General features: G+C 30.9%; 13 protein-coding genes. 8 read left to right on the forward strand and 5 right to left on the reverse strand.

What is annotated here, in order from left to right:
• Window positions 1–19: 19 nt before the first annotated feature.
• From ACX6CF_RS24185 to ACX6CF_RS24205, 5 genes are all read left to right on the forward strand, one after another.
• A complete protein-coding gene (locus tag ACX6CF_RS24185) occupies window positions 20–4,168 on the forward strand; it encodes an amino acid adenylation domain-containing protein (RefSeq protein WP_458787945.1) in 4,149 nt (1,382 codons plus the stop codon).
• A gap of 30 nt (window positions 4,169–4,198) precedes the next feature.
• Window positions 4,199–4,894 (forward strand): response regulator transcription factor, encoded by a 696-nt coding sequence (locus tag ACX6CF_RS24190; protein ID WP_458787946.1) that lies wholly within the window; start codon window positions 4,199–4,201, stop codon window positions 4,892–4,894.
• A complete protein-coding gene (locus tag ACX6CF_RS24195) occupies window positions 4,884–6,134 on the forward strand; it encodes a sensor histidine kinase (protein ID WP_458787947.1) in 1,251 nt (416 codons plus the stop codon). The genes ACX6CF_RS24190 and ACX6CF_RS24195 overlap by 11 nt, the downstream gene beginning before the upstream one ends.
• A 127-nt stretch (window positions 6,135–6,261) precedes the next feature.
• Window positions 6,262–6,930: an ABC transporter ATP-binding protein gene (locus ACX6CF_RS24200; RefSeq protein ID WP_458787948.1), complete on the forward strand. Its 669-nt coding sequence runs from the start codon at window positions 6,262–6,264 to the stop codon at window positions 6,928–6,930.
• Complete coding sequence (locus tag ACX6CF_RS24205) at window positions 6,931–9,360, forward strand: ABC transporter permease (RefSeq protein ID WP_458787949.1); 2,430 nt, start codon at window positions 6,931–6,933, stop codon at window positions 9,358–9,360.
• 102 nt (window positions 9,361–9,462) lie between these two features.
• Here ACX6CF_RS24205 and panD read toward each other — a convergent pair whose 3' ends face one another.
• From panD to coaBC, 5 genes are all read right to left on the reverse strand, one after another.
• Window positions 9,463–9,813 (reverse strand): aspartate 1-decarboxylase, encoded by a 351-nt coding sequence (gene panD / locus ACX6CF_RS24210; RefSeq protein ID WP_458787950.1) that lies wholly within the window; start codon window positions 9,811–9,813, stop codon window positions 9,463–9,465.
• 1 nt (window position 9,814) lies between these two features.
• Window positions 9,815–10,663 carry a pantoate--beta-alanine ligase gene (gene panC / locus ACX6CF_RS24215; protein WP_458787951.1) on the reverse strand — a complete coding sequence of 283 codons (849 nt, stop codon included), beginning with the start codon at window positions 10,661–10,663 and terminating at the stop codon, window positions 9,815–9,817.
• On the reverse strand, window positions 10,660–11,448 hold the full coding sequence (panB, locus tag ACX6CF_RS24220) for a 3-methyl-2-oxobutanoate hydroxymethyltransferase (RefSeq protein WP_458787957.1): 789 nt from the start codon (window positions 11,446–11,448) through the stop codon (window positions 10,660–10,662). Before panB ends, panC begins: the two co-directional genes overlap by 4 nt.
• 13 nt (window positions 11,449–11,461) lie before the next feature.
• Window positions 11,462–12,364 (reverse strand): Rossmann-like and DUF2520 domain-containing protein, encoded by a 903-nt coding sequence (locus ACX6CF_RS24225; protein WP_458787952.1) that lies wholly within the window; start codon window positions 12,362–12,364, stop codon window positions 11,462–11,464.
• A 138-nt stretch (window positions 12,365–12,502) separates the two neighbouring features.
• Window positions 12,503–13,708: a bifunctional phosphopantothenoylcysteine decarboxylase/phosphopantothenate--cysteine ligase CoaBC gene (gene coaBC / locus ACX6CF_RS24230; protein WP_458787953.1), complete on the reverse strand. Its 1,206-nt coding sequence runs from the start codon at window positions 13,706–13,708 to the stop codon at window positions 12,503–12,505.
• 226 nt (window positions 13,709–13,934) lie between these two features.
• Here coaBC and ACX6CF_RS24235 point away from each other — a divergent pair, with 226 nt between their 5' ends.
• The 3 genes from ACX6CF_RS24235 to hypD all read left to right on the forward strand — a co-directional run bounded on the left by ACX6CF_RS24235 (window position 13,935) and on the right by hypD (window position 18,768).
• Window positions 13,935–15,269 (forward strand): diguanylate cyclase domain-containing protein, encoded by a 1,335-nt coding sequence (locus ACX6CF_RS24235; protein WP_458787954.1) that lies wholly within the window; start codon window positions 13,935–13,937, stop codon window positions 15,267–15,269.
• Between the two features lie 233 nt (window positions 15,270–15,502).
• A complete protein-coding gene (locus ACX6CF_RS24240; protein WP_458787955.1) occupies window positions 15,503–16,402 on the forward strand; it encodes a trans-4-hydroxy-L-proline dehydratase activase in 900 nt (299 codons plus the stop codon).
• A 5-nt stretch (window positions 16,403–16,407) separates the two neighbouring features.
• Window positions 16,408–18,768: a trans-4-hydroxy-L-proline dehydratase gene (gene hypD, locus ACX6CF_RS24245; RefSeq protein ID WP_458787956.1), complete on the forward strand. Its 2,361-nt coding sequence runs from the start codon at window positions 16,408–16,410 to the stop codon at window positions 18,766–18,768.
• Window positions 18,769–18,774 lie beyond the last annotated feature (6 nt).

Below are 18,774 nucleotides of genomic sequence, written 5' to 3' on the forward strand. Positions count from 1 at the left end.
ATGGGGGTAGAGTATAGATATGTATCCATTATCAAGAGGGAAAAAAGCTATGTGGGATATAGAAAAGATATATAAGTCTTATATTCCAAGTTTAATAATTGGGGAAATGATTTTCAATGATGATAATATATCACTTGACAAGCTGGATAAGGCTATAAATAGGCTAGTTGAATTAGATGATATCATAAGAATATCAATAATAGATGATGACCAAGAGACTATAGAACCTTTTTATTATAATAAGGTTAATATAATAGATTTAGTTGGGAAAACAAATGATGAATCAAATATGATTTTACAGAATTACACACAAAAGAAATTAGAGAACAATAAGCTATATTCCTTTAGGATTGTCTTATATAACAATGGTAAAACCGGTATTATAATGAAGTTTCATCATATTATATCAGATGCGTGGACTATGGTACTTATAGGAAGTAGAATCAATTATTATTATAGAAATGATAAAATAACCACCCAGGATAAGGGTATTTCTTATATAGAATATTTGACTAGAGACAATAAATATCTAAGTTCGGATAGATATATACAAGATGAAAAATATTGGAAAGATAAAATAAGTGATTTTAATGATTCCTCCACAAAATTATATAACAACAATATTAATACGATTGACGATATAAAAGCCAGACGTAAAAGCATTAAGATTAATGAAGAACATATAAAAGGATACTGTAAGGATAATTCCATAAGTCTATATACATTTTATGTTGCTGTTCTGGCACTTTATATTGCAAGAATTAATCATAAAGATAAAGTAATAATTGGTACACCTGTATTAGGCAGAGAAGGAAGAGAAAAATATTCACTAGGTTATTATGTCAATATGGTTCCACTAAAAATCAATGTTAACATGGAATGGACATTCAATGAATTATTGAGGGAAGTCAAAAAAGAGATATTTGACACATTCAAGCATTCAAAGTATCCATATATACAGATACGTGAAGTGTTTATTGCTGAATTCGGGTTGGACAAGAAAATATTTGATACTGTATTATCTTATCAAAATGCTAGAAATGCTGATTATAAGGATTACCATACTAATTGGATTTTCAATAACTGTGCTATGGATGGTTTAGAAATAAATATCAGTAATAGAGATTGTGAACCTAGTATTACATATGAAATAGACTATCAAATCAATAAATATACAGATAGTAATATTGACCAGATTCTTTCTCATTTTGATATTATTATTAAAGAGGTTCTAGCTGACCATAGTAAGAGACTGAGAGATTATGATATACTAACTGATAAAGAAAAAAACATAATACTTAATGGATTCAATAATACAGAGACAGTATATGATAATACAAAAGTACTCCATGAATTATTTTATGAGCAAGTTACAAAAACACCTAATAAGAATGCCATAATATATAAAGATGAATACATGACCTATAGAGAGCTTAATGAAAAATCTAATTCATTAGCAAGAGATTTACATAATGAAGGAGTCAGAAGAAATACTATAGTCGGAATTATTGCAGAGCCATCACTTGAAATGATTATAGGCATTCTTGCAATTCTAAAAGCTGGTGGAACCTATCTACCATTGGATGTTAATCAGCCATCAGATAGGATAATAGAAATAATAAAGAATTGTAATGTAAATAAAATGATAGTTCATACAAAAAAAGATATAGCTGATGTTTCAAATGTTGTACAACAGGTCATTCCAATAGCAGGGCAGTCTAATAATTCAACTAATAATATAGAAAAGGTTAATGAAGTAGATGACTTAGCTTATATATTACATACATCTGGTTCAACAGGTAAACCAAAAGGAATTATGACTACCCATAAAAATGTTGTGGGTTACGTAAATACATTACTAAAAGAAGTTGATATAGAAGATAAGATAGTGCTTCAACAATCATCTTATACATTTGATCTATTTACTGAAGAAGTTTTTCCAACACTGGTCTCGGGAGGAACATTAGTGATTGTGGAACGAGAAACAGTTACTAACATAGAACGGTTAATAAATGCAATAAAGGATTATAAAGTGCAAATTATCAGTAGTGTACCATCAGTAGTAGATATGCTCAACAAACATAAGAGTATTCCTGAATTCCTAGAAATTATTATTAGTGGGGGAGATGTACTTAAAAAGAATCATGTTGATAATCTGATAAAAAAAGATATTGATATATATAATTCCTATGGACCTACTGAAACAACAGTATGTGCTACTTATAACAAATGTAATGAGGACAATGTTTCATTAATTGGTTCTCCCATAAGTAATTATAAAGTTTATATCATGGATAGATATGAAAATCTAATGCCTATAGGATATGAAGGAGAAATAGTAATTGGTGGTGTAGGTGTTTCTAAAGGTTATTATAATGATAGTAATCTTACAAAAAAGAAATTCATCAAGTCACCATTCAATGAAAGTGATATTCTATATAAATCAGGTGATAAAGGAAGATACCTCTTAGATGGTAATATAGAATATATGGGAAGAATAGACCGTCAGGTTAAAATATTAGGAAATAGGATTGAATTAAATGAAATAGAATTCAAAATCAATCAAGTGACTGGAATAGAAAACAGTGTAGTTACTTGTGTAAAAACCAAAAATACAAAGCGGTTGGTTTGTTACTATACTTCATCAACAATAAAACAGAATATGCTTAAAAAAATACTTAAAAAATCATTACCAGCGTACATGATTCCTAATCATATTGTAAGACTAGAAACATTCCCATTAACGGTTAATGGTAAAGTGGATATGGAGAAATTAAATAAGCATGAATCAAATAACAAGGTTTATGTTAAACCTAATTCCGTTCTAGAGAAACAATTGGTATCTTTATATGAAAAAGTATTGAATATACAAAAAACAGGAGTGACTGATGATTTTTTTGAATTAGGTGGTGACTCTCTAAAAGCGATGGAATTAATTATAGAAGCAGATAAATTAGGAATTGTACTAGAGATAAAAGATATCTATAATTATCCTACTATAAGAAAACTTACCAAAAGAGATTCAGAGTTGAATCTTTACAGGTATGAAAATAAAACAGATATTACCCCTAAAAAAATTAATAGAAAGAAAACAGGAGATATATTAATTACAGGTGCAACAGGATGGTTAGGTATCCATTTAGTAAATGATTTGTTGAAAGAAACTAAGGATAATATATATTGTATTATACGTGGAAAAAATCCAGAAGAAAAAATGAAAAAGGCATTTACTTATTATCTTCCGGATATAACAAATGAAGAAAAACAAAGAATTAAAATTCTAAGAGGAGATATTACACTAGATAGACTGGGTCTTAGTGATAATGATTATAAGATTATAGAAAATAAGATCAAAATTATTATTCATACAGCAGCTTTTGTCAAATATCATGGAAAAACAGATATCTTACGTAATATTAATGTAACTGGTACACAAAATATCATTTACATGACAAAAATCCTGAATGCAGAACTTTATCATATGTCTACCATATCTATAAGTGGTCATTATATGATACAACATAATCTGTTAAAAGATATTTTTACTGAAAAGGATTTGTATATAGGACAGCATTTTTCCGAGAATGAATATATCCTTAGTAAGTTTCTTGCAGAGAGTGAAATCATAAAGGAGATAGAAAATGGATTAAGTGCTTCTATCATCAGGGTTGGCAATCTGACTCAACGTACAAGTGATGGGAAATTTCAAAGAAATATGGATGATAATGGTTTTTACGGTAGACTTAGAGAATTACTTATACTAAAGAGGATACCAAAGGAATTATTGAATAAAAAAGTTGAGATTACACCAGTTGATCAATGTAGTGATGCAATAGTAAAAATTATCAAAAGTAAACCAGAATATACTGGTATCTATCATGTGTTTAACTCTAACAAAGTGGATGTTATATCTATTTTGCATATAATTGAAAAAATGGATTATAAGATATTACCAGTATCTATGGATAATATCACTGCTCTTATATCTGTTAGAAAAGAAAAGTTGAAACATTTATTAAGTATAAGTAATAAAAATGTACCTGCCAGTGAAAATATAGCAGTTGACAATAATCTAACAACTAATTACTTAGATAAAGTAGGATTTACTTGGGATAAGATAGATGAAGATTATTTGAGAGCAATTATTAAGAATATAGAACTAAGATAGTTGTTAGTTAATACAGAAAGAGTGATAACAGTGAGACAGATTCTATTATTGGAAGACGATGAAAGTTTAAATAGGGGTATTAGTTTTAAGTTGAAAAAAGAAGGTTATGAAGTATTATCTTCCTATGGTATCAGAGAAGGTAAGAAACTTTTTTCTAATAACAATATTGATCTAGTAATATGTGATATTAATCTGGAAGATGGAAGTGGTCTGGATTTTTGCAGAGAAATTCGTGAGATCAGTAATGTGAGATTTGTTTTTTTGACAGCACTTGATGAAGAAATAGATATAGTGATGGGATATGAAGCAGGTGCGGATGATTATATTACAAAACCATTCAGTTTAGCAGTACTTATGTCTAAGGTCAATGCTATATTTAAACGACTAGAAGGAGACATTAGTGAAAAGTTAGAATCCGGTAATATATATTTTATGAAAAATGAGATGAAAGTAATAGTTAATGGAATCGATAAAGTGTTAAGCAAAAATGAATTAAAATTATTAAGTATACTTATGGAACATCCAAAACAGATTTTATCAAAAAAACAGCTGTTAGAATATTTATGGGACATTGATGGTGACTATGTAGACGAAAATACGGTTGCTGTCAATATAAGACGCCTAAGAGAAAAGATAGAACAAACACCATCAAAACCAGTATACATAAAAAATGTTAGAGGCATTGGATATCTGTGGGATATGGAGTGTAGAAAAAATGATAGATAAATCTAATAATAACTATTTGATAATTGGGATTATTATTTCAATATGTATAATAGTGATTGCATTAATTACTATAAAAGAATTTGGTGAAATTGAAAGAATAAGTAATAGGCAAATAGAAGAATTTTATCAGATAGCGGGTTCTGTTTCTGATAATGATACATATTATGCGATAACAGATGTACTTAAAGGTATAAAAAATAAAGAAGCAATCAATTCAGGGAAACAATTACTGCAAGAACAAGGTTTTACAGAATCCTATATCAATAAGTATGTTACAATAGGTAATGAATCCCAAAATAATATTCTTATGCTCAATATAGTTATAGCGCTTGTATTTATAATAGGAATATCTATGATAGGTTTTTATACAAGGACTAAGCATAAAAGAGAATTGAAGAATATACTTGAGGTTTTAAAACGATTCACCAAAGGAGATTATAACTACTTAGCACCAAGAACAGATGAATCTATCATTAGTAAGATAAATTATAAACTAGAGACTCTAGGTGAAATGATAACTATAACCAACACAAGGTTAGTGGAAGAAAAAGAAGAAACGAAGGCATTGGTCACGGATATATCTCATCAACTAAAGACACCATTAGCATCATTGAAAATGTATTATTCTCTTATGGCAGAGGATGATTTGGAGCCTAATGAAAGACAGGAATTCATAGGAAGAAGTAAAGAACAGATAACAAGATTAGAAGGCTTGGTTGCAGCATTAGTGAATATATCCAGACTGGAAACTGGGTTAATAAACATTAAAACCAAGATGAATGATATTAAGGAAACTATTATTCAAGCTGTAAATAGTGTTTATATGAAAGCTGAAGAAAAGAAAATAAATATTAACTTACAACAAATTCAGTCAGTAATATTACCTTATGATGATAAATGGACCAAAGAAGCCATCTCCAATGTTATAGATAACGCAATAAAATATAGTGATAAAAATAATACTATTACCATTAGAACTCAAAAACTACATAACTATCTAAGAATTGAAATTGAAGATGAAGGTATCGGAATTAATGAGAAAGAATATACAGAAATATTCAAAAGATTTTATCGTGGTAAATGTGATAGAGTAAAAAAACAAGAAGGTTCTGGAGTTGGGCTATACTTAACTAGAAAAATATTAGAAGATCAAGGTGGTAATATAAAAGCAATCTCAAAATCTTCTATGGGAATTAATAATAGAGGAAGTATTTTTGTTATACAATTGTTGCTAGAGTAGATGATCAGTCTTACAGTTTTGTAAGGCTTTTTGCTTGTTGATGAAAGTAAAATGAAAGATTGAACCTTTATGATAATAAGTAATGAAAGATTCGATTAGCAATTGATTATCTTAAGGAGGCAATAAAATGGATGTTATTCTAGAGACTAAAAATCTATGTAAATATTATGGAAAAGGAGAAAATGAAGTAAAAGCAATAGATAATACAAGTATTCAGATCAAAAGAGGGGAATTCATTGCTATAGTTGGTAAGTCTGGATCTGGTAAAAGTACTCTCCTTAATATGTTAGGTGGATTAGATAAACCTACAAGGGGTTCTGTTTTTATAGGAGATAAAGAAATATTTAGGTTAAAGGAAAAAGAACTAGCAGTTTTTAGAAGGAGAAAAATTGGTTTCATTTTTCAAGCGTATAACTTGATATCATCATTGAATGTATGGGAGAATATAGTTCTTCCCATAGGGTTGGATGAAAGTAAAGTAGATACAAGGTTCGTTGGAGATATAGTTAAGACTCTAGGTATAAAAGATAAAATAAAAAATCTACCCAACACTTTATCAGGAGGGCAGCAACAGCGTGTAGCAATAGCCAGAGCATTAGCTTCCAACCCAGATATAATATTAGCAGACGAGCCTACGGGAAATCTTGATTCCAAGACAAGCGATGAGGTAATATCACTTTTGAAAATGTCAGCAAAAAAATATGGTCAAACGTTAGTTATGATTACTCATGATGCTGAGATTGCTCAGATGGCAGAACGCATAATCGTTATTGAAGATGGTAAGGTGGTGATATAGATGAAAACTACCACAAATATTGCAGTAAGTAATCTAAAAAATAATAGAGCAAGAAGTATGTTGATTTCTGTAGCTATAGTATTAACCAGTTGTCTTTTAATGATTATTGGAACTAGTGCTTTTGGGTTGGTCAAATATAATAAAACAAATGCTGGACAGCAAAATGGATATTATGAAGGTACATATACGAGGGTTAATACAGAGACTGTTGAAAAAATGAAGCATCATGCTGATTTTATTAATCTGGGAATATCTGAAAATGTTGCCACAGTTAAAACGAATGATATAAGTGGGAATCTAACTTATATGGATAAAAATGCATGTGATATGATTAATATAGATTTGGTTGAAGGACATTTACCAAGAGAAGAGAATGAGATAGTTGGTGAGAAGGATTTTTTTGAAAACATAAGTGGTACTTCATCTATTGGAGATACCATCACAATACCGTATAGAGTAAAAGGAGAAGGGACAATAATAGAAAGAGATTTTATTATTAGTGGAATTATTCCTTCTAACAGAACAAATAATTATAATAAATACTATCAATCATTAATCTCTGCAGATTTTTATGATAGTTCTATCACAGATGAAAATAAATCCTGTAGTGTCATATTTAATGTATTGGGAGAAAGTGAACTTAACTATGAGCAAATGCAAGATAAAATCAAAAATCTTGCTGAGTCTTTAGGTATTGATAAGAATAATATCATTATAAATAAGGGGTATTTGATGTGGATTACTAATCCTTCGACCGATATAATATTCATCAGTGTTTTAATTGGTATTTTAGTAATATTATTTAGTGCCCTTGTCATATATAATATTTTTTATGTGGGTATAATTGATAAAGTTCAAGAGTTCGGAAAAATAAGAGCTATAGGAACTACTAAAAAGCAATTAAAACAAATTGTTCTAAGAGAAGGGATGATTCTAGGATTAATAAGTATACCCATAGGGATTATATTTGGATATATAATATCTGATGTAGGTTTTGAATTTATGATAATCGAATTAATGGATCAAATGGTAAACTATGATATAGAAAAGGTATCTTTGTTTAATGTACCAGTTATTCTATTAGTCATATCAGTATCTTTTTTTACAATTTATATTTCTTTGAAAAAACCGATGAAGATTGCATCAAGTATATCACCAGTAGAGGCTATTAAATATCATGATAATACAAGCAAAGTAATTAAAAGAAAAGGTTATAAAACTGTTAATTTATACCGTTTAACAATGTCAGATATAACCAGAAATAAAAAAAGAACACTAGCAACTATATTAACCATGGGGCTTAGTTGTGTGCTATTTGTGGCTGTTGCTAATCTTGCAAGTAGTATGAGTCCTGAATATGATGCCAAGCGTCAAATGGAAAAAGGGGATTATCGTGTTGAATTAGATTATGATGTTGACGATACTGCTTATCCAGAGAATAATCTTAATCATCTCCAACAGCAAAATATCATGGGAGAGGAGTTGATTAAAGAAATTAAAACAATAGATGGTATAAATAAGGTTGAAACAAGAGGTACAATTCTTGCAAAATTAATATCTGATAATTCTCCACAAGATGCAAGGTTAATGGGTATAAATGTACTTTCTAGGGAAGATTATGAAGCACGGGAAAAAGAGTGTAAAAAAGGCGTTATGGACTACAATGAAGCAGTATCAGAAAATGGAATTGCTTATACATATGATTATTTCTTTGAGCAGAATGGTTATAAGATTGGAGATAAATTAACTTTTGAACTCTATGATGGAGATAGGGTAATTAAGTTTGAAGCAGTTCTTCAAGCATCTACAAGTTCTACGGATACATTATTTATAATGACTGAGGATACATTCAAAAAGTTAGGCTTCAAAGAAAATATTACATCTCATATGTTTATATATTGTGATAAAGATAAAGTGAAGTCAGTAGGTAATATGATAGATAATATAGCTTCAAGAAGTGAGTATTATTCTATGAAGGCATATACAGAACTGTTGGACCAATCAAGATTCAGTATCAGGTTATTAGTTGTTCCTGTGTATGGTCTATTGATAGTATTGGGGATAATTGGATTCATGAATATGGCCAATACTTTGATTACCAGTATTATAACTAGAAAAAGAGAATTCGGTATTTTACAGGCTATTGGGCTTACCAATAAACAATTGGGAAAGATGTTACAAGCAGAAGGGCTAGTTTTTACCATAGGAACATTGATTATTGCTCTCACTGTAGGGAATCTGTTTGGTTACCAATTATTTTTAGGGGCTAAAAGAACAGGAATGATAGGTATATCTACATACCATTTCCCATTTACAGAACTTCTGATTATGACAATCTCTCTTCTTGTTATGCAGTCATTGTTATCAATATATATGAGTAGGTATATTCAGAAGGATGCACTTATTGAAAGGATTAGATATAATAGTTAATCAATAGTATTAATATATAAAAAAGATAGCTTATTCAAAACTATAACTAGAGTAATTACAGTTTTTGAAGAGCTATCTTTTATTTAATAATATATATTATATTTAATTTATAACTTTATTTTTATTACCTAGAAAAACAACTTTTGGTTTATAGTCTTTAGCTTCATTTTTATCCATTAAGGCATAGGCTATAATGATTACTATATCTCCTGGTTGTACAAGTCTGGAAGCTGCCCCGTTAAGACATATGATTCCGCTGTTTCGTTCTCCTTTAATTACGTATGTCTCTAAACGAGCTCCATTATTATTATTGACAATCTGTACTTTTTGTCCAGGTAATATATCTGCTAATTCCATAAGGTGTTCGTCAATGGTGATGCTTCCTACATAGTTAAGGTTTGCATCGGTTACAGTTGCTCTGTGTAATTTTCCCGTCATCATTTCAATTAACATATTAAATTACCTCCATTCTCAGATTGTCAATCAGTCTTGTTCTACCAAATTTCACAGCAAGTGCAATGAGAATATTACCCTTGATATAATCTATATCTTCAAGAGTATCTTCATTAACTATGCTTATATAGTCTATAGTTGCTGAAGGTTTTTCTTCAATCATTTTTCTAATGATATCTTTTATGATTGTGGCTGAATGTTCACCGCTCTTAATACACTCTTCCGATTCTTGGATGGATTGATATAAAATAGTAGCCTGTTTTCGATCTTTGATACTTAAGTAAGTGTTACGAGAACTTAGAGCTAGACCATCGTTTTCCCTTATTATAGGACAGATAATTATATCAATAAATATGTTAAGGTCTTTTACCATTTTTTTAATCACTATAGCCTGTTGAGCATCTTTTTGTCCAAAATAAGCTCTATTTGGTTGAACTATATTGAATAATTTAGTTACAATAGTAGTTACACCTCTAAAATGAGTAGGTCTTGATTTACCACATAGATTATTTGTAAGTTTATTAACATTGATATAGGTTGTATGATTATCTTGGTACATTACTGAATTAGTAGGTATAAAAATAACATCTACTCCAGCTTCCTTGGCTAGCTTTTTATCATTTTCTATATCTCTAGGGTATTTATCCAAATCCTCATTAGGACCGAATTGAGTAGGATTAACATAGATACTTAGTACTGTTATATCATTATCTGTAACAGATTTTTCTACTAGTGAGATATGACCTTCATGTAAATATCCCATAGTAGGTACTAAACCTATAGTTTTGCCTTCTGTACGATAGATTTCCAGATGTTTTCGTAGTTCATTTATATCGTTTAATATTTTCATGATTTTTTCCCTCCACCATATATTGAATCAATTACATCTTGATTAATATGAAAAACATGTTCTTTACTAGGAAAAGTCTTTTGTTTCACGTCTTTTATATAATTGCTGGTAGCTTTCATGATTTCATCTTGTAGATTAGCGTACTGCTTTACGAATTTTGGTACCATACCAGAATATAGGTTCAATATATCATTGGTAACTAATACCTGACCATCACAGTCAGAACCTGCACCGATACCTATAGTAGGAATTTCTACTTTTTCTGTAATGAGTTTCGCTAATTCTGTTGGTATACATTCAAGTACAATTGCAAATGCTCCGGCTTCTTCTAGAGCCATTGCATCTTCAAGTAGTTTTTTAGCTTTTTCTTCAGATTTTCCTTGAATATAATAACCACCTAATTGATTAATTGATTGAGGGGTTAATCCTATATGTCCCATAACAGGAATTCCTGCATTAATAATTGCTTTTGTTTGTTTTATTACTTCTGTTCCACCTTCGAGTTTTACAGCATTCGCTTTTCCTTCTTGGACAAGACGTCCGGCATTTCTTACAGCTTCATATTTTCCTGTATGATATGTAAGGAAAGGAAGGTCAGCAACGATTAATGAGTGTTTACTGCCTCTAGAAACTGCTTTTAAATGATGAAGCATATCTTCTATCGTTACCTCAGTAGTATTTTCATAACCTAAGATAACCATTCCTAACGAATCACCAACCAATATTATGTCAATACCTGCTTTATCTAATATAGCTGCTGTAGGGTAGTCATATGCTGTCAACATTGTTATTATTTCGTTATTCTTTTTCTTGTTCCTTATTGTTTGTGTAGTTACAGTTTTCACTTAGTAATACCTCCTTTAAAGTATTTAGAGTGTATTCATTTAATTTATTTTGTTTTTCTACTAGACTTAGAGTTCTATTACCCAGTAAACAATAGAATTGCTCTAGGTTTCTATCTTCTCTAGATAGAGCTCGTACATGTGTTTTTATAGTATTGACATCACCTCGAGCTATAGGTCCAGTGAGAGCTTTTTTTGTTCCTTTTTCAAAAATATTATTGATGGTTCCTTTTACTAAGGGTTCTATTAGTTGTAATGATGATTCTTGTTCAAATCCAATTTTTTTGAAAGTTTCTATCCCTGTATCAATTAAAGTAACAAGATAGTTAGATACTATACAAGCTGCTGCATGGTATAGGGATTTTTGTTCAGGGTTGATGTTATAAATATTAAGATTGATGTTTTGCAGGGTTTTTCTGAATTCATCAATCAAAGTTCCTTTACCTTCTAATGTAAGTGGTGTTTGCGGTAAAATGGTTAAAGCATAATTAATATCAGCAAATGATAACATAGGATGAAGTGATAAGGTAGTTGAATCAAGTTTAGATAGTGGTTCAAGTATAGTGGAGGGATGAGTACCACTGGTATGACAAACTACTTTATCAGACCACTTTGTATGTAGTGATGATAGTTGATGGACAACATCCTTTATTACATCATCAGGAGTAGTTATCATAATATATTTTGATGAATCAACTAATTGGGCAATATTATCATAAGCCTTGCTACTAGTAAGGGTAGCACTTTTTTCTGCTGAAGTAATTGATTTACTATTATAACCACTAATAGGTAATTGCATTTTATTAAAATACATACCTAATGTTGTTCCGACTTTCCCAGCTCCTATAAATCCAAACATTGTAACCTCCTAATTTTTCATATGCTAAACTAAAAAAACCTTCTTAGACAGCGTCCAAGAAGGTAGAATATCATAATCAATATACCTTGTTTTTCTTGATACTGTCTTTGTTCAATGAATCAAAGCAGATATTATCTATTAAACTTTATAGAGATTAGCTATAATATAATCCAGTATATTATGGGCTAATTGTTTTTTAGGCATAACTGGATAGGCTTTCTTATTACCTTTTTTGTCAATTAATGTTACACAATTGGTATCAGTACCAAAACCGGCATCTGCCCTAGTGACATCATTAACTATTATCATATCAATATTTTTTTTCTTCAGTTTACTAATTCCATTTTCCATAACATCGTTGGTTTCAGCTGCGAATCCCACTATTAATTGTTCAGGGGTTTTGTGCATGCCGATCCATTTTAGTATGTCTGGATTGCGGGTTAGTGTAAGAATAAAATCTTCGTCTGATTTTTTGATTTTTTTATTCACATAAACCTTTGGACGATAGTCTGCCACTGCAGCAGATTTAATAATTATATTCTGGTCTTTCAGATTGTCTTTTACAGCAGTAAACATTTCCTCAGCTGATTCAATCTGGATATATTTTTTTAGGTTATTAGGTTTCTCCAAGGTAACAGGTCCAGATATTAATGTGACTTCTGCTCCTTTTATGGCTGCTGCTTCAGCAATAGCATAACCCATTTTGCCAGAAGAATGATTGGTCATATAACGAACCGGGTCAAGAGCTTCTCTTGTTGGTCCAGCTGTTATCAATATTTTTTGCCTTGCTAAAGGTTTATCTTCTAATAAATTCATGGTAATTGATTCGATAATAGTATCCACATTGGCTAGTTTTCCTATGCCTAAGTCACCACATGCTAATCTTCCTGAATCTGGCTTGATGAATTTATAGCCAAAACTCTTTAATTTTTTGATATTATCTTGTACTATAGGATTTTCATACATATTGGTATTCATCGCAGGTGCAATAATTATAGGTGCTTTAGTTGCCATGATGGTTGTTGATAACATATCATCTGCTATTCCATTTGCTATTTTGCCTATGATGTTAGCTGTAGCAGGAGCAACTAAAAACAAATCAGCTGCTTTGGCTAAAGCAATATGTTCTATATCCCATTTCACTATTTTCTCAAACATATCTACAACCACAGGTTGCAATGATAGTGACCCAAATGTTAAGGGTGCAACAAATTCTGTTGCTGATTTAGTCATAATTACATGTACATCAGCATTTAATTTCTTTAGTTTACTAACAAGGTCACATACCTTGTATACTGCAATTCCACCACTTACACCAATAACGATAGTTTTTCCTTTTAACATTTGGAAATCTCCTTTCGGTGTAGTATCTTCAATATACCACTAGAAAAGGTAAAAATCAATAATAAATTTTGATGTAGAGTATCCTAAAAAATAGAATTAGTGCATGTTTTATGGTATAATATCTACATAATATGACATAAAGATCATGATGTTTATTTTTAATAGAGCAAAATATTATGATTCTCTTTAACTTGTTTGTAGACTGATAAATACGGAGGGACAATACTTGAATCTTAAAACCAAGAGACAACATTTTTTCTACTCTATTAGTATAGGTGTCACCATAAGCGTAATTATTATGATATTGCTTTTTTTAGCTATTGATACCATAGAAAATAAAGATAATCAAAGGCAGAGGTTAGAAGTTTTAGAAAGATTTCTTAGATATCAATCAAGAGCTGAGGCTACCATTAATGAGAGCATCAATTTATTGGAAGGGTATATGACATATATAAAAATCAATCCAGATATTTCTGAAGAAGATTCCAATAAATATCTAGAGAATCTATTATCACAAAAAGAAACACTTATAAGAAATATTGGGATTATGGAGGATACTACAGTTATATGGAATTATCCCAAAGAAGGTAATGAAAAAGTTATTGGTATTGATTTGACTGCAATACCTAGTCAGAGAGATGATATACTTAAGGTGAAAGAAACATCAAAACGCTTATTTATTGGACCTGTAGATTTAGTACAAGGAGGAATGGGGTTCATAGCTCGTTTACCAATGGTCATTGAAGGTGAATATTGGGGGCAGATAAGTATTGTTTTAGATGGAGACAAATATCTTGAGTATATGGATACAATCGCAGAAGAATCGAAACTTAATGTAGCCATATATAATATGGAGGATTTTCCCATGAAACCATTTCATGGTGACGGTGATTTAATTGACAGAGATGGTCAAGTGCTTAATATTGAAATTCTTAATAATAAATGGAAAGTGGTTATTGAACCATTACATGGATGGGAAAAACACAAAACAATAGGTTGGACTTTTAGAGGGTTAAGTATATTAATCAGCCTAATAATTGGTGCCTTTATCCTTATGATTTTCAATACAAGGTACCAGTTGAACTATCAAGCCATGAATGATCAATTAACGGGATTGAACAATAGATATTTTTTAGAGTACTATTATCAAACTATATTAAAGAAAGCAGAAGCAAATAATGAATTTATTGGTCTATTCTTAATCGATATTAATCATTTCAAAGCCATAAATGATAATTATGGTCACAAGGTTGGCGATTTAGTCTTGATTGAATTCGCAAAGAGAATCCAAACTATTGGAATTAATAAAAAAAGAGGATTTAGAATAGGTGGGGATGAATTCCTTATCTTAGTTTCTAATATTGATCAATTACAAGATTTAGAATATGTTACTAGAATAATAAGGGCTGAAACATTATTCAGATTCAAACAACAAGACATTGATATTGAGGTTGTACCTAGTATTGGACTTGCTACTTATCCAATAGATGGAGATACATTGGAAAGAGTCATGAATGTTGCAGATTCCAGGATGTATGAAGAAAAAAGGTTGACAAGATAATGGAAGGAATTATTGATGTAACACGCCAAAGGGCATCTTACCAAGAATTTATCTATGGTAAGATAGCCCTTTTATTAAATTAAAATATAGGTATTAGTTAAAAATAAATTGTGTTTTACTCTTCTTGGATATTAATAAAATAATGCATAGATTTTTATTGTAAACATGATATAATGGCATATATATAGATAAGAATAGTATAATCTGATTCTTATTGCTGAGGAAGTGATGTAATGACAGGTACTATAATGAATATTCAAAAATACTCTGTTCATGACGGTCCAGGAATTAGAACAACAGTATTTTTAAAAGGATGTCCATTAAGATGCTGGTGGTGCCATAATCCGGAGAGTCAAAAGTATAAGCATGAAATAATATATTTTGAGGATAGATGTTCTGCTTGTGGAATTTGTGAGAAAACATGTTCCGAGCAAGCTATTATAATACAAGATTCACAGGTTATCATTAATAATGAAAGATGTAATTTGTGTGGTAAGTGTACAGATTTTTGTCCTAATAATGCCCTAGAATATGTGGGTAGGGATATAACTGCTACAGAACTCATGAAAGAAATTGAAAAGGATGCTATTTTTTATGAAGAATCTGGTGGAGGTGTTACATTCTCAGGAGGAGAACCAATGGTTCAATTAGATTTTCTTGATAAAATATTGCAAGCTTGCAAGGAAAAGGATATTCATACAGCTGTAGACACAAGCGGTTATGGTAAATGGGAGGATTTCAGTAAAATATTAAACAAAGTTGATTTATTTTTATATGATCTCAAATTAATTGATAATCAGAAACATAAGAAGTACGTAGGTACATATAATGAAGAGATACTTGATAATTTACAAAGATTATCTGATGCAGGTGCAGACATATTTGTTAGGATGCCTATTATTAAAGGTATCAATGATGATGATGAACATATTAACACTGCCATTCATTTCTTATCAAATCTTCGTATTCTGCAAGTGAATCTGCTCCCATATCATAAGATGGGCATGGATAAATATAAAAGCCTTGGATTGCAATATAGATTAACAGGCATGGAAAGACCTTCAGACACTAGAATGAATGATATAGCAATGAAATTTGATAAAGCTGGTATAAAGGTAAAGATAGGAGGGTAAATATTATGATAACAGAACGAGTAAGAAAACTTAGAGAGCAAAGTGTAAATGCAATACCTTATATCTCAATGGAAAGAGCAGAAATAGTTGATGCAGTTTATAAAGAGTATGAAGGAAGTGTATCAACACCAGTTCTGAGAGGCATGGTGTTGAAAGAATTAATGACTCATAAAAAACTTTGTATCAATGATGGGGAACTTATTGTTGGAGAAAGAGGGGAAAAACCTGCTGGAACACCAACATATCCAGAATTATGTTGTCATACTGTGGAAGATTTTAGGGTTATGAATGACCGTGAAAAAATAACATTCAAAACATCGGAAAAATCTAGAGGAATACAGCAGAAAACCATTATTCCTTACTGGGAAAAAAGGTCTATGCGCCATCATATCATAGAAAATATGACACAAGAGTGGAAAGAATGCTATGAAGCAGGAATCTTCACAGAGTTCATGGAACAAAGAGGACCAGGACATACAGTTGCTGATGGTAAAATCTATAATAAAGGTTTTATGGAATTTAAAAAAGAGATAGATGATTCAATAAGTAAACTGGATTTTTATGATGATGATGAGGCTCTAGATAAGAAAAATCAACTAATGGGTATGAGTCATGCTTGTGATGCTATCATGATTTTAGGCAAACGCTATAGTGAATTAGCCAAAGAGTTGGCTGATAAAGAGAATGACCCTGTGAGAAAAGAGGAACTGCTACATATTGCTGATACATGTAATCATGTTCCTGCATATGCACCAAGAACCTTTGAAGAGGCTCTGCAAATGTATTGGTTTGTGCATTTGTGTGTTATATCCGAACTCAATCCTTGGGATGCTTTTAACCCAGGTAGACTGGATCAACATCTCTATCCATTTTATAAGAAAGAGATTGAAGAAGGGAATTTAAGCCGTGAAAAAGCAGAAGAACTTTTACAATGCTTTTGGGTAAAATTCAATAATCAACCAGCTCCACCAAAAGTTGGTATTACATTAAAAGAAAGTGGAACATATACAGACTTTGCTAACATCAACTGTGGAGGATTAAGAGAAGATGGTTCAGATGGTGTCAACGAAGTAAGCTACATATTACTTGATGTCATAGATGAAATGAAATTATTACAACCAAGTTCCAATGTGCAAATAAGTAAGAAAACACCACAAAGATTCCTGAAAAGAGCTCTAAAAATAGTTAGAAAGGGTTGGGGTCAGCCTTCATTATTTAATACAGATGTAGTTATACAAGAAATGCTCCGAGCTGGAAAGACTGTAGAAGATGCAAGAAATGGTGGTACTAGTGGTTGTGTGGAAACAGGAGCATTTGGAAAAGAAGCATATATTCTGACTGGATACATGAATCTGCCTAAAATATTAGAAATCACATTGAATAATGGTATGGATCCAATGTCTGGCAAAAAACTAGGTATTGAAACAGGAGATCCAACAGGTTATGAAAGCTATGAAGAGTTATTTAGCGCTTATAAAAAACAACTGAAACATTTTGTGGATATAAAAGTAAAAGGAAATAGAATAATAGAAAGATTATATGCTACGAAAATGCCTGTACCATTTTTATCGGTTATCATAGATGATTGTATTAAAAAAGGAAGAGATTACAATTCAGGTGGGGCAAGGTATAATACGAACTATATTCAAGGAGTAGGTATTGGTAATATCACGGATATACTATCTTCTATCAAACACAATATTTATGATTATAAGAAACTGATTATGCCTCAATTATTAGAAGCTACAAAAGCCAATTTTGCAGGATATGAAGGTATACTGAACCTAGTTAAAAACAAAACACCAAAATATGGTAATGATGATGATTATGCAGATAATATCATGAGTGAGGTTTTCCATGCTTATTATGATGAAGTTACAGGTAGGCCAAATGGTAAAGGGGGAGTCCATAGAATTAATATGCTTCCCACCACCTGCCATGTTTATTTTGGTGAAGTAATGGGAGCTACACCCGATGGTAGATTAGCAAATAAACCTCTTGCAGATGGTATATCACCATCAAAAGGAGCAGATATTAATGGACCTACTGCAGTTATAAAGTCAGCTTCCAAAATGGATCATGTTATAACAGGAGGAACATTATTAAACCAGAAATTCACACCATCCCTTCTTGAAGGAGAAGAGGGATTGGATAATATAGCACATCTGGTAAGAGCTTATTTTAGATTAGATGGTCATCATATTCAATTTAATGTTATAAGTAAGGAAACCCTTTTAAAAGCTCAAGAAAATCCAGATGAATATAAGAACCTTATTGTAAGGGTTGCAGGTTACAGTGATTATTTCTGTAATCTTAGTAAAGCCTTGCAGGATGAGATTATAGAGAGAACAGAACAATCTTTCTAAATGATT

Source organism: Vallitalea sediminicola, from assembly GCF_054408565.1.